This window comes from Citrobacter sp. Cpo221, assembly GCF_030332345.1.
Lineage (GTDB): Bacteria > Pseudomonadota > Gammaproteobacteria > Enterobacterales > Enterobacteriaceae > Citrobacter > Citrobacter portucalensis.
On record NZ_JAOWIA010000049.1, the window covers coordinates 19,680 to 45,755 of the forward strand.

Genomic DNA, 26,076 nt, shown 5'->3' on the forward strand with positions numbered 1-26,076 from the left:
CCTTCTTCAGGCAACAGTTAGCCCTCTCCTGACTGGAGATTTTTTTCAAAAAATGACTAACCGTTCGTTTGTAGGCCGGATAAGGCGTACACGCCGCCATCCGGCAACGATGATGTTGTGTTAAGCGCGCCCGTATCTGTCCGCAAACCGCACCACATCATCCTCATCGAGATAAGATCCGGAGCGCACTTCAATCAGATCGAGCGGGATTTTCCCCGGGTTCTCCAGGCAATGGGTCGCCCCCAGCGGAATATAGACAGACTCGTTTTCAGCGAGCAGTTTGATATCATCATTGATTGTCACCTTCGCGGTACCAGCCACCACAACCCAGTGTTCAGCCCGGTGATGATGCATCTGCACGGACAATCCCTCTCCGGGTTTAACGGTAATTCGCTTCACCTGGTAACGGTCTCCGGCATCAATAGAGTCGTACTTGCCCCATGGACGATAAACTTCACGGTGAATATGGTGTTCATGGCGTCCGTCAGCTTTAATTTGCTCCACCACTTTTTTGACGTCCTGCACCGCGTTGCGATCGGCTATCAGCACCGCATCTTTGGTCTGCACCACCACCAGATCCTTCACCCCGACGGTCGTCACCAGGCCAGACTCGGCATACACGTAGCTGTTTTCCGTTTTATGGCTAATGACGTCACCATGATGCACATTGCCTTCAGCGGTATGGGCGCTGATTTCCCACAATGATGACCAGGAGCCAACATCGCTCCAGCCTGCGTTCATGGGCATCACCACCGCATCGGCCGTACGTTCCATTACCGCATAGTCCACAGACTCTTCCGGGCAGGCGAGAAACGCCTGTTCATCAACGCGGATAAAATCAAGATCGGGGTCAACCGTACTCATGGCGTTTTCGCAGGCCTCAAGAATGTCGGGGCGATATTTTTTCAGTTCTTCCAGATAGCGCCCGGCCCGGAACAGAAACATGCCGCTGTTCCAGTAGTAGTCGCCGCTCGCCACGTAAGCCTGCGCGGTTTCCAGATTGGGCTTTTCAACAAACTGCGCCACCTGAAAAGCCACGGCGTCAGTATTGGATGGCGAAACCTCGCCGCGACGTATATAACCATAGCCGGTCTCCGGCTGGTCCGGCACGATGCCAAACGTCACCAGCTTACCCGCGCTGGCGTAGGGCGTTGCATTGCGAACCGCCTCGCGAAATGCCTCCTCGTCGGCAATCATGTGATCGGCCGCCAATACCAACAGCAGCGGATCTTCCCCCGGACTTTGACGTTTTGCCGCCAGCGCGGCCAGTGCTATCGCCGGTGCCGTATTGCGCCCGGCGGGTTCGAGAATAATATTCTCAGTCAGCTTGTGCAGTTGTCGTAGCTGTTCCGCCACAATGAAACGGTGTTGTTCATTACAGATAACCACCGGGCTTTCGCACTCCACGCCGTTCAGACGACAAATCGTTGTCTGCAGCATGGTGAAGTCGCCTTTCAGGCACAGGAACTGCTTTGGATACAACACGCGGGACAGAGGCCATAAACGGCTACCCGAGCCACCGGCCATCACCACCGGAAAGAGTTTGCTTTGACTCATCATGTACCCCGAATATCTGCAATAAATTGGCTCAGCACGTTTTCTTTATCCAACGTGCGTTCGGCATACTCACGTGCCACCGTGTTCACTTTTGGCATGGTTAACGCCTGTTGAATCCCGCCAACCAGCGCATTCATTGATTCAGGTTCGACACACACCGCGATGCCTGGGTGAGCGTCACACAGCTGACCCAACTCGGTCTCAGGTTCGGCGGTAATCACCGCGTTACCGCCAACGGCGAGGATATTGGTCAGTTTGGAGGGCAATACGGCATCCGCCGCACCGCGCTTTTGTACCACCAGATGGCAGTCCGCCATCTTGAGCAGCGCAGGCAGCGCGTCATAAGATTGCAGCGGAAAGAACATCACATTGTTCAGGCCGCGTTCACTAGACATACTCTCCAGCCGCGCTTTCCCCCCGCCCTGCCCGACAATCACAAACAGCCAGGGCTGTTCGCTCAACAGGGCCGCTGCGTCGATCACACTCTCCAGCCCTTGCTTTTCACCGATATTGCCTGAGTAGAGAATGATTTTTTTATCATCAGGCAAGCCCAGTTGCTGGAGCAACGCCAGAGCATCGGCATCGTTCACGTCACGAAAACGCGCTACTTCTGACCAGTTCGGAAAGAAAATGACCTTCTGTGCATCAACGCCCTTCTCCTGCGCTTTATTCATCATTGAGCGAGAAATGGTCGAAATATGATCCATATTCAACAGCCCACTGCGCTCAAAGGCGCTGGCCAGTTTTGCCACCGCGCCACGCTTGCCTTTGCCCGCCATGCCAAGCCCCAGCATGGCATCGACTTCGTAATCCTGAATATGCAGCAGCGTGCGCGCCCCGGACAGCTTCGCCAGCAGGCGCATGCCCGGCGTACAAAACAGCGTCGGCACTACCCCAATGATGCGATCCGGCTTCCAGCGGCGCTGCGCCAGCAACGGGAAGAAACTGCTCAGGGCAAAACTGCCTAAATGCAGCACGCGCTTGAGCGTAGAAGGCTGCTCAGGTACATACAGCGGGCAACGCCAGACGATGGCATCGCCTTCTTCACGACGGTAGCGCCAGGATGAGTAGCGACCGTTGACCTTCCACTGCGGATAATAAGGCGGCGCAGTGATCACCCGTACGTCATGCCCCTGTTGCGCCATCCACTCCACCATTTCACCGGTGTATTTACCGATACCGGTCAACTCCGGCGAATAGTTGATGCCATACACAAGGATCTTCATAGCCCGGGTACTCCGGCCTGACTCTTCTCACGGAAGTAAGCCCGGCTGTTGTCGTGCACATGGTCACTGGTCAGAATCTCTTCAATTGCCAGCCAGCGGTACGCGTCATGTTGAACGTCAGGCAGCTGCAGGTCGTTTTCCGATACCCGCAGACGAAATCCCAGCACGATGTAATGCGTTGAGAAATCTTCCCCGGAAAAGTTGTCGTCATAGAAGTGCTGCCAGACCCCGTAAAACTCTGCAGCGGACAGCGGTAAACGTAACCCCAGCTCAGCGTCAGTCAGCCGCTCAAAGGCCGCGCGCAGCGGTTCATCCTTTTGCACCCGACCGCCGGGCACGAACCAGTACCCCTGCGCCGGACGATTGAGGCGCTTGCCAAGCAGAAATTCGCCGTGGGCGTTTTCCACGATCAAATCGATGGAAATCAGCGGAGTTGAACGTACAACGGTGGCAAAATCCTCATGACGTAAAAACATGCTTACCCCCGGTAACGCTGCTGGTTTTCAAGGAACCACTGATATGTACTGGCAAGCCCCGCTTCCAGAGATATCTCGTGATACCAGCCCAACTGATGCAGACGCGTAACGTCGAGCAATTTGCGCGGCGTGCCGTCCGGTTTGCTGGCGTCAAACACCACGCGCCCCTTGTAACCCACAACCTGCGCGATGGTCTGGGCCAGTTCACGGATGGTGCAGTCCACGCCAGTGCCCACGTTGATATGCGACAGCATTGGTTGGGTATATTCCTGCAACACTTCCTGAGCCAGCTCCATCACGTGGATACTGGCCGCCGCCATATCGTCGACATGCAGAAATTCACGCATTGGCGTCCCGCTTCCCCACACCACCACATCCGGCGTATTTTGCTCGCGAGCCTCATGAAAGCGGCGCAGCAGAGCCGGGATCACATGCGAATTACTCGGATGAAAGTTGTCATGCGGTCCGTACAGATTGGTCGGCATCACCGAGCGATAATCACGGCCATACTGCCGGTTATACGATTCGCACAGCTTGATACCGGCAATTTTGGCAATCGCATACGGTTCATTGGTCGGTTCAAGAGTCCCCTGCAACAGTTCACTTTCAGCGATTGGCTGGGTGGCTTGCTTGGGATAAATACAGGATGACCCGAGAAACAACAGTTTATTCACGTTATGCAGATGCGCTGCATGAATAATGTTGCTCTCAATCATCATGTTTTCATAAATAAAATCAGCAGGATAAGTATTGTTTGCCACAATCCCCCCTACTTTTGCCGCCGCCAGATAAACCTGATCAAGGTGTTCAGTGGCGAAGAACGCCTGCACCGCACCGGCGTCCAGCAGATTAAGCTGGTCGCGGGTACGCAGCACCAGCTCTACGTTATTTCGCTGCGACAATTGTCTGACGATGGCGGCCCCCACCATCCCGCGATGGCCCGCCACAAAAATACGTTGTGTCTTCATCCTTAGTACTCCAGCGCGATAGCGACCTCGTAACCGTGCGACTTGAGCAGGGAATGTTTCTTCGCCGCATCAAGATCGTTGGCAACCATTTCCGAGATCATCTGGCGCAGTGTGATTTCCGGTTTCCAGCCCAGTTTTTCATGGGCTTTGGCCGGATCGCCCAGCAGCGTTTCCACCTCAGCCGGACGGAAGTAGCGCGGATCAACGGCAATCATGACATCCCCGGGTTTCACCCCCGGCGCATCGTGTCCGGTCACAGAAACCACGATGCCTTTCTCATTCACGCCCTCACCTTCAAAGCGCAATTTAATCCCCAGCTGAGCGGCCGCCATTTCTACAAACTGGCGCACGGAATACTGCACGCCGGTGGCAATCACGAAATCTTCCGGCTTATCCTGCTGCAGCATCATCCACTGCATCCTGACGTAATCTTTGGCATGCCCCCAATCGCGCAGTGAATCCATGTTGCCCAGGTACAAGCAAGACTCCAGCCCCTGAGCGATGTTGGCGATCGCCCGGGTAATTTTGCGAGTAACAAAGGTTTCGCCGCGGCGCGGAGACTCGTGGTTGAACAGAATGCCGTTACAGGCATACATCCCGTAAGACTCGCGGTAGTTGACGGTTATCCAGTAGGCGTACAGCTTGGCAACGGCATACGGCGAGCGCGGATAGAACGGCGTGCTCTCTTTCTGCGGGATTTCCTGTACCAGACCGTACAGCTCAGAGGTGGACGCCTGATAAAAACGGGTCTTTTTCTCCAGACCAAGGAAGCGGATCGCCTCCAGCAAACGCAAGGTGCCGATCGCATCAACGTCTGCGGTGTATTCCGGTGAATCAAACGACACCGCGACATGGCTCATGGCGCCCAGGTTATAGACCTCATCCGGTTGGACTTCCTGTAAAATACGGGTCAGGTTGGAGGAGTCGGTCAAATCGCCATAGTGCAGATGAAATTTGGGATTGCCTGAATGCGGATCCTGGTAGATGTGGTCCACACGTTCGGTGTTGAATGATGAAGCGCGACGCTTAATACCGTGTACTTCGTACCCTTTTTCCAGCAGGAGTTCTGCCAGGTAAGAACCATCCTGCCCGGTTACGCCAGTAATGAGAGCGACTTTTGACATGTTATAACCTCTTCAGTGATCCCCTCAGGGAGTAACTTTCTCGACGCGTTCGCGCGTGACTACTGCGGGATTTCCCCGACAAATGACATTTGCTGGCAGCGATTTAAATACGCTGCTTCGTGCTCCAACGACGGTGCCATCGCCAATCGTCACGCCAGGCGCGACAAAGACATCTGTCGCCAACCAGCATTTAGCGCCAACCACAATCGGCGTGGCGTTAATATCAAAATGTTGACTGGCATAATCATGACTCCCGGTGCATAAATAACTTTTTTGCGAAATAACCGCGTGGGCGCCAATCGTAATATCACCTAACGTATATAAAACCGCGTCGTCACCCACCCAGGCATAATCTCCCAGGGTTAATTTCCACGGATAAGTAATTCTTACTGAAGGCCGAATGACTACGTTTTTTCCTATTTTTGCGCCAAACATTCGTAATAAAAATGCACGCCAGCGATACATGACCTGTGGAGACCAGCGAAATAATGTTGCTTGCACTGCCCACCATAATTGCACTTTAATAGCGCCACCGCCGCGAAAACCTCCAGGCACTTCAAATCCGCTTAAATCTTGCATACTATGCCCTTACGTTTTCCCATATAAGGTTTTAGTTTTACCAGTTGTGCGCAGACGTAAATATTCTGACAATCCGGTCCAAAAACCTGGCATGTGTAATATCTGGCGCTGTACTTTTTTGGCATCCCGACACAATTCCAGATTATTCGTCGTTGACACTCCGCCCATGGAAAACTCCGATACCAACCCGCTCAGCTTTTTAAAAGCGTAACCGGACTTGTATAATTGGGCTGCCAACGCGTAATCAGACGATATTTTATATTGCAAATCATAATGCCAGACATTCAATCCTGAGAGCGGAAAGAATATCGCCTGATGGCTGGCGGGCAGGCTGTGATAAATATACCAACCTGGTTTTGCCCGGCGCTTAATTTTGTTGCCATTGCCGAAATCCAGCAACGCATCGCCAATGACCATGGTTTGGTCGCTCTGCGTTTTTAACTGGCGGATAAAATGTGCCGCATCCGCATGCAGAATATCCCCGGAGTTGAGGAACAACGCGAACCGCCCGCGCGCCATCGCGATACCTTTGTTCATCGCATCATAGATGCCGTTATCCGGCTCGCTAACAAACCGTAACCGGTGTTCCCCACTGAGCCCTTCAAGAAACGCCGGCGTACCATCCGAGGAGCCGCCATCAACAACAATCCACTCAAAACTGATATCACCCGCTTGCGCCAGATGTGCCAGCGATGCGTGAGTTTTGGCGATCCCTTCCAGATTGCGAAAGGCGACGGTAATGATACTGAGCAGCATGTGAGTTACCTCGCGATATTCAGCGCCTTGCGCAATATAAACGGACACACAATTAAAAACGCGTATTCCGGACTAAATACTGAACCTGTAAAAAACAGTGATAACGGCGTAAAAAGATAAAGCTGCACCCGATAATTCTGATTATCGCCAAACGCATTGATCATCATTTTCATGACCTTCCCCATGTACCATAGGGCTAATATCACCGCGAACCATGAAAAATAAATAATCAGCAGATACAAACCATTGTCTATTGTTTTACCGACATCTGCACCGTTAAAAATTCCGAATGACGCGACGTATTCATAAAGTGAGCCAAATCTCACTACGCCATCAACGTTCAGTAACGAATAACCGACCATCACTAATGGTCCTACGATACGATAATACGATGACGAACCTTCAGTTCCTAAATCACCAAGCCGCGTTGCGATGTACGGAAACGCAAATATCACACCAACTAAAAACACGCTTAATGAGATTATCGCCAGTGGTAGCTTCTTTTTTATCGCATCCTTATTCAGGTACTGGAACGCCCACTCCAGGAGATAAAACAAAATAAACGTCATTACCCCTGAAAACGATCCTGATAATATTATCCCTGCCAGAATCATAGCATCGGATTTAGGTGTTTTGATACCAAACTGTTTGATACTGAGCCAAATTGAGATTAACGCCAGAGCGAAGAATGCCGGTTCAAAATAGAGCGCAGTGGTACGTTTCCCACCAAACTTAATAAAGTTCAGAACATAGCTGTTACTGTAAATAAGATATTTCGAAATAACTTCCATTAAACTGCTGCCGCCGCTGAGAATTATCTGCGCCATTTCAACCGCAGCTAACCCCACCACCAGTCCCACCACCAGCCAGAAAAAACGCAAAATCTTAATATAGTTATGCGGTGAAATGGTTTTGAAGCGAATACTCCACACCATGCCAATAATCACCACGGTATAAACAAACAGCATCGCTGACGTTACGTACTTGCTGGCATCCAGTGATTGACCGAACAGGTAGTTAAACGCCGTCAGCCCGCCCCCCACGCCCAGTGCGATCATTAATTTTTTGATATTGATGCGCTCGACAAACAGCAACAGCAGAACGGGCAAGAACGTGACGATGGTTATCGGGAAGCTCTCGCCAAGCTGGGCAAGTTTGACGTTAACCAGCAGATAAAGCAGCGGTAGCACCAGATAGCTACAGATTCTGATAGAACGAGACATATTCCTCCAGCATCTGTTGCCCACTGTATGCCACCCGACTGCGCTGGCTGAACGCGGTAAGGGACGTGTCAAATACCGCCTGCGCAATGTCTGATTTTTTCAGCTGCACCAGCTGCAATACATCCGCTTCGCTGAACGTTTTGCCGCCTGATTTAGCCAGCACTTCCTGCGCGGCATCGCTGTGTGTAGCAATTACCGGTACGCCGATGGAAAGTGCTTCGCACAGAATCAGCGGGTAGTTATCGACACGGGAGCTGAACACCAGTCCATCCATCTGGTTAAGCGCACTCATCAACGTGCGCTTATCGCTCTCAAAACCGTGGTTGATGACGTTATCTCCCGCAAATGGCGAAAATTTGCCGAAGGTATGCAGCTCAATTTTGTCCCCAAGCGCGGCAATCGCTCGCACCAGTTGTTGACTGGTTTTGCCGTCATAGCGCAGGTCATGAGCCACCACGGCAATTTTCGGCCGACCGCTCTCCGCAGGCATCGCGGGCAGTTCGCCAAGAATGGCTTCAGTTGCCACATCAATGCCATTATTGATAATACGGCAGCGTCCCACACCATACAGGCTGTTGAATGCGTCGGCCACATGTTGACTGGGCGAGATAAACTGGCAACCCAGCGCCAACATGGCGCGAAACATCTGCCGCTTACCGGGCAACTGCTGATGGGCTTTATCGACTTTTACCGGCGGATAGTTGCTGAGCGTTGGGCATTTCTGACAGCCCGTTTTCCAGCCTTCGCAGCCATCGGTAAAGGCACAGCGCCCGGTCACGCTCCAGTGATCGTGCAGCGTCCAGACGAAAGTGATATCCGGTTTATGCGCCTTCACTTTTTGGCAAAAGGTCACCACCTCTTCCAGGTTCAACCAGTAGCTGTGCAACACGTGAAAATGCAGTACCAGCGGGCCGGAGGTGCGGGTAACTTCACGATATAACTTGTTGAGATTGCCAAACATGTCGCGGTTCGCGAAACGAAACAGCGCAATGTTCGCCGCCGACGTCAGGCGCGGCGTATATTTGATAACCTGCGGGAAATTCGCATGACTGGCGCTTTTTTTACCGCCTTTGCCATAGCCATAGACAAATCGCGACGACAGCCCTTTTTCCAGCGACCTCAGATGCAAATCTAACGCCACGCCTGCCGCCCCACCTTCTGCGAGTCGGACATTAAACTGTAATATCTTCATTTTATTACCTTCACCCGTGCCTTCTCACCCACGACCAGCGTATTGTCCGGGACGCTATCCACCACAACGCTCCCGGCGCCAATCGTCACGTTATCGCCAATAGCAACGTCGCCGAGCAGAGTGACATTGGCCCCCAACTCAACGCCGTTACCGATGACCGGACAGGATGGATCGTTGGCACCAAGATTGCCGATAGTGACGCCGTGGCGTAGGGTAAAATCATCCCCCGCCACCACGTGTTTATTGATAACCACCCCATAGCCATGATGGATGGTGAAACGACGACCAATTGATGCAGCAGCCTGAATTTCATAGCCAAACAGGCACTCGGTGATAAAGCGATACATCACCAGCACCGGGGCGGCCCACAGGTTGTTTATGATGTTTTTTTTACGCCAGACGGAGCAAAAATGGGCAATCCGATAGGCCGCCACCATGCAGCAGGGGCGCAGACTCCAACCGTTCGCGCGTAAATCTTCCAGCATAATTAGCGTCCTCGCAGTCCGTCGGCCAGACGCTTACTGTTGCGAACAGAAAGCAGCGTCAGCAGCGTGCGCCAGTTCATCCGTTTGTTGCGGATCTGATAGAGGGTAAACAACTGATATTTCTTGCTGGCCCGGTCAAATTTGCCTTTGTGCTTGCGGTAAAACTGAAAGTAGCCGGAGAATTTATTCGGCGATGAGGTAATACGCATCTCGCCGTGATTCACATGCAGGATCTGCGTCGCCTCTTTGACCTTCCACGGTTTGCCATACGCCACCACCATGCGCAGGAAGATGTCGTAATCCTGCGCCGCTTTCAGCGTGGTATCGAACAGGCATGCTTTAAACCGCCATGCCCAGGTAAATACCTGATTACCAATGATGTTGCGCTTATAAAACCTGCGGCGTGAATAAACGGACTTCGGATAGAGCGGCAGACTGGTCGGCTGCGAATACACTTCTCCCTCACAGACATAGTCATTGGCATACAGAAACGCCCGTGTGACCAGTTGATGCCGATACTGCAGGAACACGCTCAGGCGGTTCGGCGTCCATTCATCATCATCATCAATCCCCGTAATGTATTGCCCGTTGGCCTGCATAATGGCCTGATTACGCACCGCACAGGCCCCGGAGTTGGTGGAATTATGTGTATACGACACGCGCGGATCGTTGAGTTCCTCAACAAACTGCTGCAACTGCTCATATGAGGAAGAGCAATCATCCACAATGATCATCTCCCAGTGAGGGTAGTCCTGGCGCAACACCGATTTAATCGCCCGAATGGCCAGCTGCTGGCGGTTCCAGGTTGGCATATAAATTGAAATTAGCGGGTTTTCTGTCGTCATTTTCGTTTCCGGATAGATACGCTTTTGTAGGCCGGATAAGGCGTTTTTGCCGCATCCGGCAGGGTTGGTGATTTATTTCGCATCCGACGTATATTCGTATTCGTAGTAGCCGTAATCCTGATACCCGCTGGCACGACGGAAGATCGAGTTGAGGATCACCCCTTTCACCTGAATGCCATTTTGCTCGAAGCGACTCAGGCTGGTTTCCACCTCTTTCAGCGTGTTGACCGCATAACGCGCCACCATCAGCGTGGTGCCGACATGACGGCCAACAATCGCCGCATCGGTCACCGCCAGAATTGGTGGAGTGTCAATCAGCACCAGGTCATAGTGCGAGCTGGCCCAGGCAATCAGTTCGCCGAAACGCTCGCTCATCAGCAGCTCGGAAGGATTGGGAGGGATTTGACCGCGAGGGATCAGATCAAAATGCGGAATCGATGTCGGTTTGGCGCTGGATGAGATATCCCCTTTGCCGATGAGGATCTCAGACAGGCCGTTGTCGTTATTGGTCCCCAGCAGTTCGTGGGTATAGCCTTTGCGCATATCGCAGTCGATCAACAGCACGCGTTTATTGGTCTGGCTGATGACTGCCGCCAGGTTGGCGCAGACAAACGTTTTGCCAATCGACGGGCTGACGCCGGTCAGCATCAATACATTGTTACGCGCCTGCATCATGGCAAAGTGCAGGCTGGTACGCAGGCTGCGGACCGCTTCTATGGCGAGATCGGTTGGATTACCCACGGCCAACAGCTGGCTTTGCTTGTAGCGTTTCACACCTTTAATGGTCTGAACGTTATCACGTGCTTTTTGCCATTCGGACAGCGGAATACTGGCATACACGCTGATACCATGCTCTTCCAGTGCCTGCGGGCTTTCAATACCGCGATTAAACAGAGAACGCAGCAGTACGCCCACCACGGAAAGCATCAAACCGAGAATGATACTGCCGAGAATAATCAGCGCCGTTTTCGGCTTCAGTACGCCTGGCTGGGCAATCGCGGGATCGACAATGCGCACATCGCCGACCGTACTGGCCTCGGTAATCTTCAGTTCCTGTTGTTTGTTCAGCAACTGCATATAGACCTGCTGACCGGACTCCACATCACGCGTCAGGCGAACAATTTCCTGCTGTGTTTTCGGCATCGCCGTTACGCGCCCGTTCAGCTTACTTTTCTCATCTTCCAGCGCCTGACGTTTTTCCAGCAGCGTGCGGTACGCCGGATGCGCTTTGGTGAACAGCTTGGAAATCTCCGCTTCTTTAAAGGTCAGTTCATTCAGCTGAGCGTCAATGTTCACCATCGAATCCAGCACCGCTTTGGCTTCCAGCGGCAAATCCACGGAGTCTTTATCCTGACGGAAGGCGTTCAGCTTGTTTTCAGCAACGTCCAGCCGATTACGCACCTCAGGCAGTTGCTTTGCCAGAAACGCCAGACTTTTGGCGGCCTCTTCGGATTTACGTTCCACGTTTTGTTGCAGATAGTTGCGGGTAATACTGTCGAGGATCTGGCGGATTTGCTCGCGGTCTTCGCCGGTAAAGGTCAGGCTTAATACGCCGGTATCTTTGCCTGTTTCCGCTACCATCAGATTATTTTGCAGGGTGTTTATCATGCCCAGCGTGGAGAATTTGCTGACGGTAAATTGGCTCTCCGGGCTGGCATGAATTGCCTCAACCTGCATCGTCACGCCATCGTGTTCCAACACCTTGCCGACTTGCCCCCGGGCGCTAAAACCCCCGTCACTCACCAGTTGATAGCTTGTGTCATTCAGCACATTGAGCGTGAAGGTCTGTTCATTCATTGCCTTTGGCAGCATGAAGGTCGTCACGTTAACCGTTTCGTTCTGACGCCCCATCAGCCGATCCCAGCCCGCGCCAAAAATGGGGAACGTATCTTTGGTAACGGCGATATCAAGGTTGAGATCGTCTACCGTTTTCCCTAATACCAGTCGTGACTGAATGAGCTGAATTTCCGCTTCTGAGGCCGGAGGTTTGTTCGACAACGCCGAGCCAATATCCTGCACCAGTGAATTTCCGGTATTTTGCTCAATTTGCACCAGCGCGTCCGCACTGTAGATGGGTGTGGCGAACAACGTGTAGACCGCGGCACACAATGCAAAAGCCGTGGTAATGCCAAGAACCCACCAGCGGGCTTCCACCACCGTTGCGACCAAACGACCAATATCGATTTCATCATTGCCCGTTACCGGCGCAGCAGACTGTTTTACTTTTTCTGTCATTGTTTTCCCTGCTCTGCGTTCAGTGCCTGAGCCCATTGGCGGGCAGACCGTTCAAGTAATGCGTACACCGCGTCAAACGCATCACGGCTTTTACGATACGGATCGGGAATTTCGCGCTCGCTGTCCCAGTGCCCAAAAAGCATCACTTTGCCGCGCATCTCCGGCACCATTTCACACAGGGCAGAGATATGGCGCTTTTCCATGGTCAGGATCAGGTCATACTCCCGGCACATTCGTCCCGTGATCTGCCGGGCACAATGATTATCCAAGGACAAGTTGTGCGCCTGCGCCACGCTAATGGCGCACGGATCCGCGCCTTTCCCCACCAACGCCCCAAGACCGGCAGAAGAGACCGTTAACGCCGGATGAAATTGCCTTAACAAGCGCTCTGCCGTCGGGGAACGGCAAATGTTCCCCACACAGACAACTAAGATTTTGTTAAACATGATGATTACCAGTTGTGAAGGTCGCTGGCCGTGTCCGTCATATAGCGAACACCGCTAATAGTCGGCAGCAACTGATTGATCAAACGGTTCCAGCGAGCAACCGGCGCGGTAGTGACGTACACCACATCGTATGGCTGAAGTCGGAATGATGTTGCCATCACCAGCGACGTCGCATCGGACATATCAAGCTGATAGATATTGGCGATCTTGCCGTTGTTCCCGCCCTCGCCTTTCAATGGTCGAATAACGAAAATGCCGCTGGCGTTGGAGGTGGTCAGGTCAATACCTTCGGCATTGCCCAGCGCTTCGGTAAGCGTCATGCCGCTGAAGTCCATTTTGAGGGTGCTCTGTTTTTTCACTTCCCCCATTACGAAGACTTTCAGATCGTCATTACGCGGAACAAACAGAATGTCGCCAGGATAGAGCAGACGGTTCTGGCTCAGGTCGCCATTTTGCATCAGCGCTTGCAGTGAAATACGTTGCTCCTGCCCTTTATGAGTCAGCACAACGTTGCGCCAGTCTGCTGCCTCGGTGAGACCACCAGCGGCGTTAATGGCATCGAGAACGGTAAGCGGCACGTTGGTGATGGCCTGCTGGCCGGATTTGTTCACCTGCCCGGAGACATAGGCCTTCTGCGAGCGGAAAGCGGCGATATTAACGTCCACCTGCGGGTCAGCAATGTACTTCGCTAAGCGCCCGGTAATATCACTACGAATCTCTGCCAACGTTTTCCCTACCACGCTGACTTTGCCGATGTAGGGGTAAAACATGGTGCCATCAGGCTGCACCCAGTTGCCGGTATCGCTTGAGCTACGGTACTGCCCGGCTGGCGTGGTGAGTTCAGGATGGTCCCAGACGGTCACATTCAGGACATCCCCCGGGCCGACCCGGTACTGATATCCGGAAATCTCCTGGTCCAGCGACATATTAGGCTGTGCAACATTTGGTCGAGGACGTAATTGTTCGACCAGCCGTGGCGTGAGTGGATAAACATTCACCATGCGATCGATATCAAAATCAGCGTCCTGCTGTTTAATCACATCTTTGCCCATCGTAGACATATTGCTGCCCGGAAGCACGGTACAACCGTTTATCAAGATCACCGATACCAATACTGGCATCAATTTAAGTTTGGATTTCATCATTGATTATTTATCACTTTGGCAGAGTATTTATCACATGCAATCTAAATAGCGACTTCGCCTGTACGTATTTACCTTGCCGTTAATTGAAATGGAATTTAACTGGCATCAATCCTAAAAAAAATGTATTCATCTGCGGTCTCTTGACAGAATAATTTAGGCTTGTTTCAGGCGACCAGACACGCTACCGCCCCTGGCTTCACTAGCTACCAATGCACTGATTAATTTAGATTTTTATCTTCTCCTTTATTTTCATCACTTTTACAGCGTTAACGCATCGGGAATGGCGTCACTGATTGATGAGGAAATATTTATCTTTTGATTATTACCGCAAGAATTGTTGCAGCTATGCGAATATCAGGCAAGATAACAAACCGCCGATACCCGGCTTTTAAGATTAATATTAAGCGTCGGGTTTATATATTTTTAGGATTTTATTGATATTGACAATATTGATATAGAAATATTCCACCTGCGATATTTCCTAAATATGTTTAGATTAATAAAATCATTTCCTGTAGTTACATTAAGGCTATTATCCTGCGTTTGTTCTGATATAACCGACAGAGAAATCCCTTCTCGCCATTGCATTTTTCGCCAGTTTTACCCATGATCGAATTGTGACAATTGTCATACAACTATGGGTATAGCATTTACTATGGAATGGATTGCCGATCCGTCAATCTGGGCCGGACTGGTCACGTTAATCGTGATCGAACTTGTTCTTGGCATTGATAATCTTGTTTTTATTGCCATCCTCGCGGAGAAATTGCCTCCTGCCCAGCGGGATAAGGCGCGTATTACCGGGCTACTGCTGGCGATGGTTATGCGCCTGCTGCTGCTGGCATCAATATCCTGGCTGGTAACGCTGACCACGCCGCTGTTCAGCATTCGCGATCTCAGCTTCAGCGCCCGCGATCTGATCATGCTGTTCGGTGGTTTCTTCCTGCTGTTTAAAGCCACCATGGAGCTCAACGAACGGCTGGAAGGGAAAGACAGCGATAACCCCACCCAGCGTAAAGGCGCTAAGTTCTGGGGGGTGGTCGCGCAGATCGTGGTGCTGGACGCCATCTTCTCTCTGGATTCCGTCATTACCGCTGTTGGCATGGTCGATCACCTGGCGGTGATGATGGCGGCAGTCATTATTGCCATCAGCCTGATGTTGCTGGCCAGCAAGTCGCTGACGCGCTTTGTTAACAGCCATCCAACTATTGTTATTCTGTGTCTGAGCTTCCTGCTGATGATTGGTTTCAGTCTGGTGGCCGAAGGGTTTGGTTTCCATATCCCGAAAGGTTACCTGTACGCGGCCATCGGCTTCTCGGTCATGATCGAAGCATTGAACCAGTTGGCTATTTTTAACCGTCGTCGCTTCCTCTCAGCCAACCATACTCTGCGCCAGCGCACCGCCGAGGCGGTAATGCGACTGCTGAGCGGGCAAAAAGAAGATGCTGAACTGGATGCCGAAACCGCGGCGATGCTGGCGGATCATCATGAAGGTCAAATTTTTGCGCCTCAGGAGCGGCGGATGATTGAACGTGTGCTGAACTTCAATCAGCGTACCGTCAGCAGTATCATGACCTCGCGCCACGATATTGAACATATCGACCTCAATGCGCCCGAAGCAGAAATCCGCGCCTTACTGGAAAAAAACCAGCATACGCGTCTGGTGGTCACTGGCGAAGACGAGCAGGAGGAACTGCTGGGCGTGGTGCATGTCATCGATTTGCTGCAACAGTCTCTGCGCGGCGAGCCGCTCGACCTGCGCGTATTGATTCGCCAGCCGCTGGTGTTCCCAGAAACTCTGCCGCTGCTTCCGGCGCTTGAGCAGTTCCGTAATGCCCGCACGCATTTCGCGTTTGTAGCCGATGAATTTGGTTCCGTCGAAGGGATTGTGACGCTGAGTGATGTGATGGAAACCATCGCCGGCAATCTGCCAAACGAGGTAGAGGAAATCGACGCCCGCCATGATATTCAGAAAAACGCCGATGGTTCGTGGACCGCTAACGGACATATGCCGCTGGAAGACCTGGTGCAGTACGTCCCTATCCCGTTAGACGAAAAGCGTGAGTATCACACCATTGCCGGGCTGTTAATGGAGTATTTGCAGCGCATCCCGAAAACCGGGGAGGAAGTCCAGGTTGGCGACTATCGGCTAAAAACCCTGCAGGTGGAAAATCATCGCGTGCAAAAGGTCCAGCTGATACCGCTACACGGAGAAGAAGAGATGGATTACGAGGTGTAAGTCACGAGCCGGATGGGGCATTAGCCACCATCCGGCAATATGAATCAGAGCTTATCCAGCAACTTTTTAACATCTTTGCCGTTGCGGGAATCTTTATTGCGATCTGCCCAGTCATTCAGACGACGTTTTGCTTCATCCTGCAGATGCTTACGCAAAAGCTGATCAACTTGCAGACTGTAGTTCAGTGATTGCCACTGGCCATAGACCCTGAGAGGAACCGGGGTGGCCTTCAGGAAATTGATCAACTGACTTTCGCCATCCCAACCGCCCAGCACGCGAATGTTAAACAGCGTGTCGCAATTCTGCTTCACCAGATCTAACGTTCCTTTGCCGGTTAGCGCCAACATCGCGGACTCCCCTGCCATGTTATCCAGCGTCACCTCTCCGTTATCCAGCGTCATATCGGTTACAAAATGATCCAACCGGGTCACGTTATCGAGGTTTTGCTGAGATTTAACATCCCCACCGCTGCGTTCTACAGCCTGTTGAATCATCTGCTGGAAGTTCATCCCTTCCATTCGCGTATCGTTCATTTCGACATGAGCCTGCCCTTGCCAGCTATGGCGAAACGCCTGGGCATCAATATCTGAGCCGGAAAAATCCCCTGCCAGCGACAGCTTGCCGGTGAGTGCGATGGGGTAATCAAAGGCCTTCAAAATAGTGCCAATTTCCACACCTTCCAGGCGCGGATGAAAGACCGCTCGCGGTTCTCCCTTTCTGGCATCCAGCGTGCCGGGCAGTGAGATCAGCCCGCCATCACTTTTTCCCTGCAACTGCGCAATGTTCAGTAAGCCGAACCGGTTGTCTATTTTTGCCGAGACATTCTCAAACGCCATTTTTCGCCACAGCACTTTGTCAGCCTGCAAAGCGATGTCTGCCGAAAAACCCTTGAGTCCCTGATACGAAACGGCATCAACCTGGGAAGCAATGACGGGGCGCGCCAGCGTTGACTGACTCTGACCTTGCTGAACGTCACCTTTTGCTGTCGCCGCTGCGTCATGTTGTACGAGCAGGTTATCCAGATTGAGCTGACCAAATTTTAAGTCGACAGCCCATTCCGGTTTTTCCAACAAGGCCACATGTGCTTGCCCAGAGAAAGAAGAGTCATTAGCGGTCAAATTTATCTGGCTAAACGAAAGCTGTTTTTTCTCTTCCAGCCATTGCGCTTGAAGATGTCCCTGACCGTTGATTCCCTGCGGCGGCAGATCGGCCCCCTGCAGTTGCCAGCTTAACTGCGCAATATTCGCAGATAAGTTGTGCGGATAATCGGAGGCATCGACCGTGCCGTTAAAGGATAACGCGAGATCGCGCTGATCGCGGTTCACACGCCCGGAAAAATCAAACGTGCCGCGGTGCTGGCTATCTTGTTCCATCTCCAGACGAATATCACGAACGGTAACTTGTTCGTCGTCTTCATGCTGGAATACCAGAACACTGTCGGCAACCCGCAAACGAGCGATATCAAACGACCACCCTTTGTCTTCCGCCAGATCGGGCAACATATTGTCTTTTGGGGCAACGGGCGCATCTTTACCGCGCACCGCCTCAGTTTGCGGGGTCAGTTGAATCACTGCGCCTTTGAGCATCACCTGCTTCACGCTGAGCTGGTGGCTCAACAGCGGCCATAACGCAACGTCAAGGCGCATATTGTCGGCACGAACCAGAGGTTCGCTGGCACCTTCAGCCGTTAACACCACTCGCCCTGAGAGGATACTCAGTTGCGGCCATACGTGCCAACGCAGGGGGCCATCCAACTGCAGCTGATATCCGCTACGTGCGGCAACCTGCTTGACCATATACGCGCGGAAATCATTCGGATTCACCAACAGTACTAACGCAGAAAAGCCGGCCACCAGCACGACCAGAAGAATCATCAGCGTCGTCAGAAATCGTCTCATGCTATCCCCAATGGACTGAAAAACACTCAGTCTTTATCGATCCGGCTGGCAACGGCGCCCTGCTGGTCGCGATACTTCGCATCCTGACGACGGTTGTATGGTCGCGCTGCCGGACCAGAAAGCGGTTCGAAACTTAACGCGCCAATCGGCATGCCCGGACGCAAAGCCAGGGGTAATTTTCCGGAGTTGTAAAACTCCAGTACGATACAGCCAGACCAGCCCGGATCGATACGGTGTGCGGTGACGTGTACCATCAGTCCCAGACGAGCCAGCGAAGAACGGCCATCTAACCAACCGACGAGATCGGAAGGCAGCGTCACAGATTCAAATGTTACTGCCAGCGCAAGCTCACCCGGATGCAAGAAGAATGCCTCGCCGTCCTTGAGGACGATTTCATCACTCATCACGCGATCCAGCGCGGCACTGACTTCATCTTTCGGTCCGCTCAAATCGATATACGCCGCTGTATGACCGCGGAACGTACGGAATTTGTTGCCAAGACGCACATCTACCGTGGCGCCATTGATTCGCTCGACAGGAGGGCGTGGAGTGATCGACAGGCGACCTTCATCCAACCAGGCTTCAATATCTCGGTCACATAAACGCATGGCACTTTCTCCTTTCGTGCTTCAAACCCTTAATGCCAGGTGCGTTAAGGGTGAACCAGGTTATCACTGAACGGTACACAATTCGCTGAACTTATTCAAAGAACTGACTGATTTTAGCCTTCAGAATATCGATGGCGATGCGGTTTTTACCCCCGCGCGGCACAATGATGTCGGCGTATTGTTTTGAAGGCTCAATAAATTGCAGGAACATTGGGCGGACGGTTTTCTGGTATTGCGCCATCACCGAATCCATTGAACGACCACGTTCATTCACATCGCGCTTGATACGGCGCATCAGACAAATATCCAGCGGCGTATCAACAAAAATAGAAAAGTTCATCTCATCGCGCAAACGCGCATCCGTCAGCAGCAAAATGCCTTCCAGGATGATGACTTTCTTCGGTTCGATATGAATAGTGTCTTGCGTACGCGTGTGCTCAACATAGCTATAAACCGGCAGCTCAATGGCAGAGCCGCGTTTCAGCGTTTGCAGATGTTGAAACAGCAGGCTGTGGTCCATCGCGTTCGGATGGTCGTAGTTGGTTTTTACGCGTTCTTCCATCGACAGATGGCTTTGATCTTTGTAATAGCTGTCTTCGGGAATAACGCCAATATGTTCGTCACCGACTTGTTCACGCAATTCGCGATAAAGAGTACTGGCAATAAGGCTCTTGCCGGAAGCCGATGCGCCGGCAATGCCGATAATGACGCACTGATGGGACTGATCAGTCATAAATTTAGCGACCTGATTAACCTGGATGTAAGGAAGGGCGGCGCCGAAACGCCAAACGCGGCAATTATAGGGATTTCAGCGGCGCGATGCCACCCCAGGCTGCACCAATGCTGTCCCTGTCGCAAATTAAAATGGTCAGATTTAGAACAGCCGCTATATTTATTCACCTGCCTTAGGAATTAATAGCTTGGGAGTGTTAATTTATGAGCAGCTGGCGTATAAATTGTAAATTGTTTGTACTAGCATGATCCCAGATTAAATGTGATGCGTTCGGCATCTCTGCTGGGCGACAACGGCTATTTGGGTAGAGTGGTAATGAGTAAACAATCCCAACATGTTTTAGTTACCTTACCCCATCCTCTACTGCGCCTGGCCAGTTTAGGTCTGGTGGCTTTCATCTTTACGTTGTTTTCGCTGGAACTGTCACGTTACGGCGCACAGCTTGCACCGCTGTGGTTTCCAACCTCTATCATGATGGTGGCTTTTTACCGTCACGCGGGAAAGATGTGGCCAGGGATCGCGCTGGCTTGCTCATTCGGTAGCATCGGCGCCTCTTTACTTTTTTTCCCCGGACAGTCGCTTAATTTCTCCTATACGGTCATTAACATTATTGAGGCTGTTGTTGGCGCAATGTTATTGCGTAAACTGCTGCCCTGGTACAATCCCTTACAAAATTTGAATGACTGGGCGCGCCTGGCATTTGGTAGCGCGGTTGTTCCGCCACTGTTGGGCGGCATATTGATGTGGTTGTTGCTGCCGAAGGACACGTCATTAAATACCTTTCTCATTTGGGTACTGTCAGAATCCATTGGCGCACTGGCGTTGGTGCCGTTAGGTTTACTGTTTAAACCACATTACCTGTTGCGCCATCGCGACCCGCGATTATTGCTTGAGACCCTGATTACCCTGCTGGTGACCTTAACGCTCAGTTGGCTGTCCATGATGTACATTCCATGGCCATTTACCTGCGTTATTGTCCTGCTGATGTGGAGCGCTGTCCGTCTGCCGCGTATGGAGGCGTTTTTAATATTCCTCAGCACCGTGATGATGGTTTCGCTGATGCTGGCTGCCGACCCTTCGCTGCTTTACACCCCGAAACCGAACATGATGACGGACATCCCCTGGTTGCCGTTTTTGATGATCCTGTTGCCCGCTAATATGATGACCATGGTGATGTACGCGTTTCGAGCCGAACGCAAGCACATTTCAGAAAGCGAGTCACGCTTTCGTAACGCCATGGAATATTCCGCGATTGGCATGGCTTTAGTCGGTACCGAGGGGCAATGGTTACAGGCCAATAAAGCCTTGTGCCAGTTTCTGGGCTATAGCCAGGAGGAGTTACGTTCACTGACCTTCCAGCAATTGACCTGGCCGGAAGATTTGAACAACGACATTGAACAGCTGAACATGCTGGCACGCGGAGAGATTAATAGCTATTCCATGGAAAAACGCTATTACACCCGCGCAGGCGACGTCGTCTGGGCGTTGCTGGCGGTTTCGTTAGTGCGTCATAGCGACAATACCCCACTCTACTTTATTGCGCAGGTTGAGGACATTAACGACCTGAAGCATACCGAATGGATCAACAAACGGTTGATGGAGCGCATCACCCTCGCCAATGAAGCCGGGGGGATTGGGATTTGGGAATGGGAACTCCAGCCTGACGTGATCAGCTGGGATAAACGGATGTTCGATCTCTACGAAGTTCCTGCGCATATCAAGCCCAGTTGGCAAGTCTGGTATGAGTGCGTGGTACCCGAAGATCGTGAGTACGCCGAAAATGTGATTCGTGATTCACTGGCCGCACGGGCTCCGTTTAAGCTTGAGTTTCGTATCGCGGTAAAAGATGGCATACGCCATATCCGTTCGTTGGCCAACCGGGTACTGAATAAAGACGGTGAAGTTGAACGCTTGCTTGGTATCAATATGGATATGACCGAAGTCAAGCAGCTTAACGAAGCGCTGTATCAGGAAAAAGAGCGCCTGCACATTACGCTGGATTCAATCGGCGAAGCGGTGATTTGTATTGATGTCGATATGAACGTGACCTTTATGAATCCGGTCGCTGAGAAAATGAGCGGCTGGCAGCAGGACAGTGCCATCGGCATTCCGCTATTGACGGTACTACATATTACTTTTGGCGAGAACGGTCCGCTGATGGAAAATATCTACAGTGCTGACATGTCGCGTACGGCAATCGAACAGGAAGTGGTCCTGCATTGCCGTAACGGCAACAGTTATGACATTCAGTACAGCATCACGTCTCTCAGCACCCTCGACGGCGGCAGCATTGGCTCAGTGTTGGTTATTCAGGACGTCACAGAGTCACGGAAGATGCTCCGCCAGCTTAGCTACAGCGCCTCGCATGATGACCTGACGCAGTTGGCAAACCGGGTCAGTTTCGAAAACCATCTAAAACAATTGCTGCATTCGGTACACGATACGCACCAGCGTCATGTGCTGGTTTTTATCGATTTGGATCGTTTTAAAGCGGTGAACGACAGCGCGGGTCATGCCGCTGGCGATGCCCTGCTGCGTGAACTCTCAGCACTTATGCTCAGCATGTTGCGATCCAGCGATATGCTGGCGCGCCTGGGCGGCGACGAGTTTGGTCTGTTGCTACCGGATTGTAATATTGAAAGCGCCCGCTTTATTTCAGGTCGCGTCATCAGCGCCATTAATGATTACCACTTCATGTGGGAAGGCCGCTTACACCGTATTGGCGCCAGCGCAGGGATTACGCTCATTGATGAGAAAAACCATGTCGCGACCGATGTGATGTCTCAGGCCGATATTGCCTGTTATGCGGCGAAAAACAGTGGGCGTGGACGCGTCTGCGTTTATGAACCGCAGCAAAGCCAGGGTCATGACGCGTGTAGTCAACTGACATTGGATGAGCAAAGACACACCATTATGCACAACCCAATGCTGATGATCGCCAGAGGTGTGGCTTCCCCACGTATACCGGAGACGTTTAGCTTCTGGCTTCTCTCGCTTCGCTTAGGCACCGCTGAAGGTGAAGCCATTGAGGAGCAAGCCTTCCGCGCCGGGCTGGTCGATCCCGCGTTAAGCAAGGCGCTTGACCGTCGGGTATTTAGCGAGTTCTTCCAGAATGCTGCCCCAGCCGTCGCCAACAAGGGTCTCAGTATTGCCCTGCCCCTTTCCGCCGCCGGCCTGCTCAACACAGAACTTATCGATGAGCTGCTGGAGCACTTGCAACACAGTCCACTACCGCCGCGATTGCTGCATCTGACCGTTCCGGCAAGCGTCATCAAAACCAACCCAACGCAGGCGATATCCGCCCTGCATCGACTGCGTCAGTACGGTTGTCGAATTGTGTTAAGTCAGGTTGGTCGCGATTTAGAGCTTTTTGACAACCTGAAATATCACATTGTCGATTACCTGTTGCTCGACAGCGAGCTAAGTGCCAGCGCTCCCGGCAACCTGATCGACGAAATGTGGGTGTCCATTATCCAGGGTCATGCCAAGCGCCTGGACATAAAAACTATCGCCGGCCCGGTGCAGTTGCCACTCATCATGGATACGCTTTCTGGCATCGGTATTGATATGATTTATGGCGATATTATTGCCGATGCCCAACCGCTGGATCTGCTACTGAATACCAGTAATTTCGCCATCAACTGACGGCTGCCAGCCATCCGTATACCAGATATGCAACAGCGCATAGGAGCGCCAGGGTTTCCAGCGCTCTGCATACCGTCGGATCTGGGCCGGTGTCATGCCGGGAAAACGCTGCTTAATCAGATAATCATCCGGCAGAAAAACGTCCTTCGCCTGCCAGCCGCGCAGTGCAAAGTAGTTGGCGGTCCAGCGTCCTATCCCGGGAAACGTTTGTAGCTGCTTAACGCCTTGTTCGATATCGGTAGGGGCTGTTGTCGCGAGCGCTCCCTCAAGCATTGCGCGAGCCAGATGAATCAACGCTTCAGCGCGTTTGAGCGGCATTCCTAACGCTTTCAGGTGCAGCGGATCGGCATTGGCAAGCGCTTCCGGCGTAGGAAAACACACATACTCGGGTGCATCCTCCAGCGCTTCCCCGTAAGCATGCGCCACTTTCGCCGTCAGTTTCGCGGCCATCAATACGCTGACTAACTGCCCTAAAATCGCCCGCACCCCTTGCTCAAACGCATCGACACATCCCGGCAGGCGCAGTCCAGGACGCGCCGCACCGAGGCTACCCAGCGCGGCGATAATTTGCTGCGGGCAACAGCCAAGATCGAACAAGCGCGTTATTTTTGCCAGGCACTCGGAAGCTACCGGCTGTAACCCTGTGCTCAATGTCACGTGTAGCACGTTGGCGTGCAGATCCGGGACAACGCGCACCAGACCACGATGTCCCCCTACGGACAGGCTTCTGACATAATCCAGCTTTCCTACGGTTTCGACACCTTCCACCGCACGGGCGGCAAGAAACCCCAGCATCCAGGGCCAGTCATAAGGCGGTTGCCAGCTCAGCGTGAACATTCAGTTTTCCTTTTTACGCAAACCTACAGCATAAACGGTATTCAATCAGTACGCCTTGCTTTCATATTCCAGTTGTCGGGGCGTCAACTATTCGTTAAAGTCACGCCCCTTCTTCACTGGCATGGGGATTTTTACGGTGTTTATTGGTTTTGACTACGGTACGGCAAACTGTTCAGTGGCCGTTATGCGTGACGGGCAGCCTCACCTGCTCAAAATGGAAAATAACAGCACGCTGCTACCCTCAATGTTGTGCGCACCAACGCGCGAAGCGGTTAGCGAGTGGCTGTATCGCCATCACGACATCCCAACTACGGACGATGAAACGCAGGCGCTGCTTCGCCGCGCGATGCGCTACAACCGCGAAGAAGACATCGACGTTAACGCCAACAGCGTGCAGTTCGGTCTGGCATCGCTGGGTCAGTATATTGAAGACCCGGAAGAGGTGTACTTCGTTAAATCGCCAAAATCATTTTTGGGCGCCAGCGGTCTGAAGCCGCAGCAGGTTGCGCTGTTTGAAGATCTGGTCTGTGCAATGATGCTGCACATTCGCAACCAGGCGCAAAGCCAGCTGCCGGAAGCTATCACTCAGGCCGTGATTGGTCGTCCCATCAACTTCCAGGGATTAGGTGGCGATGACGCCAACACCCAGGCGCAGGGTATTCTTGAACGTGCGGCCAAACGCGCCGGTTTTCAGGATGTCGTCTTCCAGTACGAGCCGGTAGCGGCGGGACTGGATTACGAAGCGACGCTGCAGGAAGAAAAACGCGTGCTAGTGGTAGATATTGGCGGGGGTACGACTGACTGTTCACTGCTGCTGATGGGGCCGCAATGGCATCAGCGTGCCGATCGCGAAAACAGCCTGCTGGGACACAGTGGCTGCCGCGTAGGCGGGAACGATCTGGATATCGCGCTGGCGTTTAAACACCTGATGCCGCTGCTGGGTATGGGCGGTGAGACTGAAAAAGGTATCGCCTTACCGATTCTCCCCTGGTGGAACGCGGTCGCAATCAACGACGTTCCCGCGCAAAGTGATTTCTACAGCAGCGCCAATGGTCGTTTACTGAACGATCTTGTCCGCGACGCGAAAGAAGCCGATAAAGTCGCTTTTCTGCTTAAAGTCTGGCGCGAGCGTCTGAGCTACCGCCTGGTGCGCAGCGCAGAAGAGAGCAAAATCGCACTTTCCGACCAGACAATTGTAACGGCGGCGATACCGTTTATCAGCGACACGCTGGCAACCGATATCAGTCAACACGGACTGGAAGCTGCGCTCAATCAGCCCCTGACGCGTATTCTGGAGCAGGTTCAGCTGGCGCTGGACAACGCGCAGGAAAAACCGGACGTGATTTATCTGACCGGCGGCAGCGCGCGTTCACCGCTGATTAAAAAAGCCCTCGCCCAGCAGCTTCCGGGGATCCCGATCGCGGGTGGCGATGATTTCGGTTCAGTTACCGCCGGACTGGCCCGCTGGGCTGACGTTGTTTTCCGCTAAGCCACTCGCATGGTGAAAAGTGTGCATATTGACATCATCCTTGCTGTGGCTTATTTTCAGGAGTGAGGGTTAGGGAGGGTTTCCCCTCCCCCTGGTGTCTTAGTAAGCCGGTAAGCTAATGACTAAGAGTATCACCAGTATGATGACGTACTTCATCATAACCCTTTCCTTATTTTGGCCCCTTCCTCGGGAGGAGCTTTCCCGTTCCAGCGTCCCGCTGAAATCTCTGGCTTTCCTCCTTTTTGCCTTGTCAGCACTCTATCGCACAATTGCGCATTCGCTATCTTCACCACCGATTGTTGCGTAACGCCTCGCAAAGCCGCGTCAGCATTCAGACGAATCCCGACAGTGTTTCATAATTCCTCCATTT

At 52.4% G+C, this 26,076-nt stretch carries 22 protein-coding genes; 3 read left to right on the forward strand and 19 right to left on the reverse strand.

Features of this window, described 5'->3' with window-relative positions; genetic code table 11:
* Positions 1-120: 120 nt before the first annotated feature.
* From cpsB to OGY72_RS10145, 14 genes are all read right to left on the reverse strand, one after another.
* Positions 121-1,557 (reverse strand): mannose-1-phosphate guanyltransferase, encoded by a 1,437-nt coding sequence (gene cpsB / locus OGY72_RS10080; RefSeq protein ID WP_286547733.1) that lies wholly within the window; start codon positions 1,555-1,557, stop codon positions 121-123.
* Positions 1,557-2,783, reverse strand: a complete 1,227-nt coding sequence (gene wcaI, locus OGY72_RS10085) for a colanic acid biosynthesis fucosyltransferase WcaI (protein WP_286547734.1) — start codon at positions 2,781-2,783, stop codon at positions 1,557-1,559. Before wcaI ends, cpsB begins: the two co-directional genes overlap by 1 nt.
* Positions 2,780-3,259: a GDP-mannose mannosyl hydrolase gene (locus OGY72_RS10090; protein WP_126317718.1), complete on the reverse strand. Its 480-nt coding sequence runs from the start codon at positions 3,257-3,259 to the stop codon at positions 2,780-2,782. The genes wcaI and OGY72_RS10090 overlap by 4 nt, the downstream gene beginning before the upstream one ends.
* A gap of 2 nt (positions 3,260-3,261) precedes the next feature.
* On the reverse strand, positions 3,262-4,227 hold the full coding sequence (gene fcl / locus OGY72_RS10095; protein WP_125112558.1) for a GDP-L-fucose synthase: 966 nt from the start codon (positions 4,225-4,227) through the stop codon (positions 3,262-3,264).
* A gap of 2 nt (positions 4,228-4,229) precedes the next feature.
* The gene (gene gmd / locus OGY72_RS10100; protein ID WP_003036748.1) at positions 4,230-5,351 is read right to left on the reverse strand and encodes a GDP-mannose 4,6-dehydratase; all 1,122 of its coding nucleotides are present in this window, start codon (positions 5,349-5,351) and stop codon (positions 4,230-4,232) included.
* A gap of 24 nt (positions 5,352-5,375) precedes the next feature.
* The gene (gene wcaF, locus OGY72_RS10105; RefSeq protein WP_003834258.1) at positions 5,376-5,930 is read right to left on the reverse strand and encodes a colanic acid biosynthesis acetyltransferase WcaF; all 555 of its coding nucleotides are present in this window, start codon (positions 5,928-5,930) and stop codon (positions 5,376-5,378) included.
* Between the two features lie 9 nt (positions 5,931-5,939).
* Positions 5,940-6,686 carry a colanic acid biosynthesis glycosyltransferase WcaE gene (gene wcaE / locus OGY72_RS10110; protein ID WP_149281544.1) on the reverse strand — a complete coding sequence of 249 codons (747 nt, stop codon included), beginning with the start codon at positions 6,684-6,686 and terminating at the stop codon, positions 5,940-5,942.
* Between the two features lie 5 nt (positions 6,687-6,691).
* Positions 6,692-7,909 (reverse strand): colanic acid polymerase WcaD, encoded by a 1,218-nt coding sequence (wcaD, locus tag OGY72_RS10115; protein WP_020996654.1) that lies wholly within the window; start codon positions 7,907-7,909, stop codon positions 6,692-6,694.
* Positions 7,884-9,101, reverse strand: coding sequence for a colanic acid biosynthesis glycosyltransferase WcaC (gene wcaC / locus OGY72_RS10120; protein WP_069219545.1), 1,218 nt, complete (start codon positions 9,099-9,101; stop codon positions 7,884-7,886). Before wcaC ends, wcaD begins: the two co-directional genes overlap by 26 nt.
* A complete protein-coding gene (wcaB, locus tag OGY72_RS10125; RefSeq protein ID WP_069219544.1) occupies positions 9,098-9,586 on the reverse strand; it encodes a colanic acid biosynthesis acetyltransferase WcaB in 489 nt (162 codons plus the stop codon). The genes wcaC and wcaB overlap by 4 nt, the downstream gene beginning before the upstream one ends.
* 2 nt (positions 9,587-9,588) lie before the next feature.
* Complete coding sequence (gene wcaA, locus OGY72_RS10130) at positions 9,589-10,431, reverse strand: colanic acid biosynthesis glycosyltransferase WcaA (RefSeq protein WP_000206145.1); 843 nt, start codon at positions 10,429-10,431, stop codon at positions 9,589-9,591.
* A 72-nt stretch (positions 10,432-10,503) separates the two neighbouring features.
* Positions 10,504-12,666, reverse strand: coding sequence for a tyrosine-protein kinase Wzc (gene wzc / locus OGY72_RS10135; protein WP_286547735.1), 2,163 nt, complete (start codon positions 12,664-12,666; stop codon positions 10,504-10,506).
* The gene (wzb, locus tag OGY72_RS10140) at positions 12,663-13,112 is read right to left on the reverse strand and encodes a low molecular weight protein-tyrosine-phosphatase Wzb (RefSeq protein ID WP_148361772.1); all 450 of its coding nucleotides are present in this window, start codon (positions 13,110-13,112) and stop codon (positions 12,663-12,665) included. The genes wzc and wzb overlap by 4 nt, the downstream gene beginning before the upstream one ends.
* 5 nt (positions 13,113-13,117) lie before the next feature.
* Positions 13,118-14,257 carry a polysaccharide export protein gene (locus OGY72_RS10145; protein ID WP_003834266.1) on the reverse strand — a complete coding sequence of 380 codons (1,140 nt, stop codon included), beginning with the start codon at positions 14,255-14,257 and terminating at the stop codon, positions 13,118-13,120.
* A 655-nt stretch (positions 14,258-14,912) separates the two neighbouring features.
* Here OGY72_RS10145 and OGY72_RS10150 point away from each other — a divergent pair.
* The gene (locus tag OGY72_RS10150; protein WP_032934495.1) at positions 14,913-16,496 is read left to right on the forward strand and encodes a TerC family protein; all 1,584 of its coding nucleotides are present in this window, start codon (positions 14,913-14,915) and stop codon (positions 16,494-16,496) included.
* A gap of 44 nt (positions 16,497-16,540) precedes the next feature.
* Here the strand turns inward: OGY72_RS10150 and asmA are convergent, their stop codons facing one another.
* The 3 genes from asmA to udk all read right to left on the reverse strand — a co-directional run bounded on the left by asmA (position 16,541) and on the right by udk (position 19,735).
* The gene (asmA, locus tag OGY72_RS10155; RefSeq protein WP_286547736.1) at positions 16,541-18,394 is read right to left on the reverse strand and encodes an outer membrane assembly protein AsmA; all 1,854 of its coding nucleotides are present in this window, start codon (positions 18,392-18,394) and stop codon (positions 16,541-16,543) included.
* A gap of 26 nt (positions 18,395-18,420) precedes the next feature.
* Positions 18,421-19,002: a dCTP deaminase gene (dcd, locus tag OGY72_RS10160; protein WP_003834269.1), complete on the reverse strand. Its 582-nt coding sequence runs from the start codon at positions 19,000-19,002 to the stop codon at positions 18,421-18,423.
* 91 nt (positions 19,003-19,093) lie between these two features.
* Entirely contained in the window at positions 19,094-19,735 is a 642-nt protein-coding gene (gene udk / locus OGY72_RS10165) for a uridine kinase (RefSeq protein ID WP_003036776.1), read from the reverse strand.
* Positions 19,736-20,050: 315 nt separating this feature from the next.
* Here udk and OGY72_RS10170 point away from each other — a divergent pair, with 315 nt between their 5' ends.
* A complete protein-coding gene (locus OGY72_RS10170) occupies positions 20,051-23,380 on the forward strand; it encodes a diguanylate cyclase (protein WP_286547737.1) in 3,330 nt (1,109 codons plus the stop codon).
* Here OGY72_RS10170 and alkA read toward each other — a convergent pair.
* On the reverse strand, positions 23,348-24,217 hold the full coding sequence (gene alkA, locus OGY72_RS10175; protein ID WP_003834271.1) for a DNA-3-methyladenine glycosylase 2: 870 nt from the start codon (positions 24,215-24,217) through the stop codon (positions 23,348-23,350). The genes OGY72_RS10170 and alkA overlap by 33 nt on opposite strands.
* 136 nt (positions 24,218-24,353) lie before the next feature.
* On the opposite strand from alkA, the gene yegD reads away from it, so the two are divergent.
* Positions 24,354-25,706, forward strand: a complete 1,353-nt coding sequence (yegD, locus tag OGY72_RS10180; protein WP_286547738.1) for a molecular chaperone — start codon at positions 24,354-24,356, stop codon at positions 25,704-25,706.
* A gap of 99 nt (positions 25,707-25,805) precedes the next feature.
* Here the strand turns inward: yegD and OGY72_RS10185 are convergent, their stop codons facing one another.
* A complete protein-coding gene (locus tag OGY72_RS10185) occupies positions 25,806-25,865 on the reverse strand; it encodes a type I toxin-antitoxin system Ibs family toxin (RefSeq protein WP_106672390.1) in 60 nt (19 codons plus the stop codon).
* Positions 25,866-26,076 lie beyond the last annotated feature (211 nt).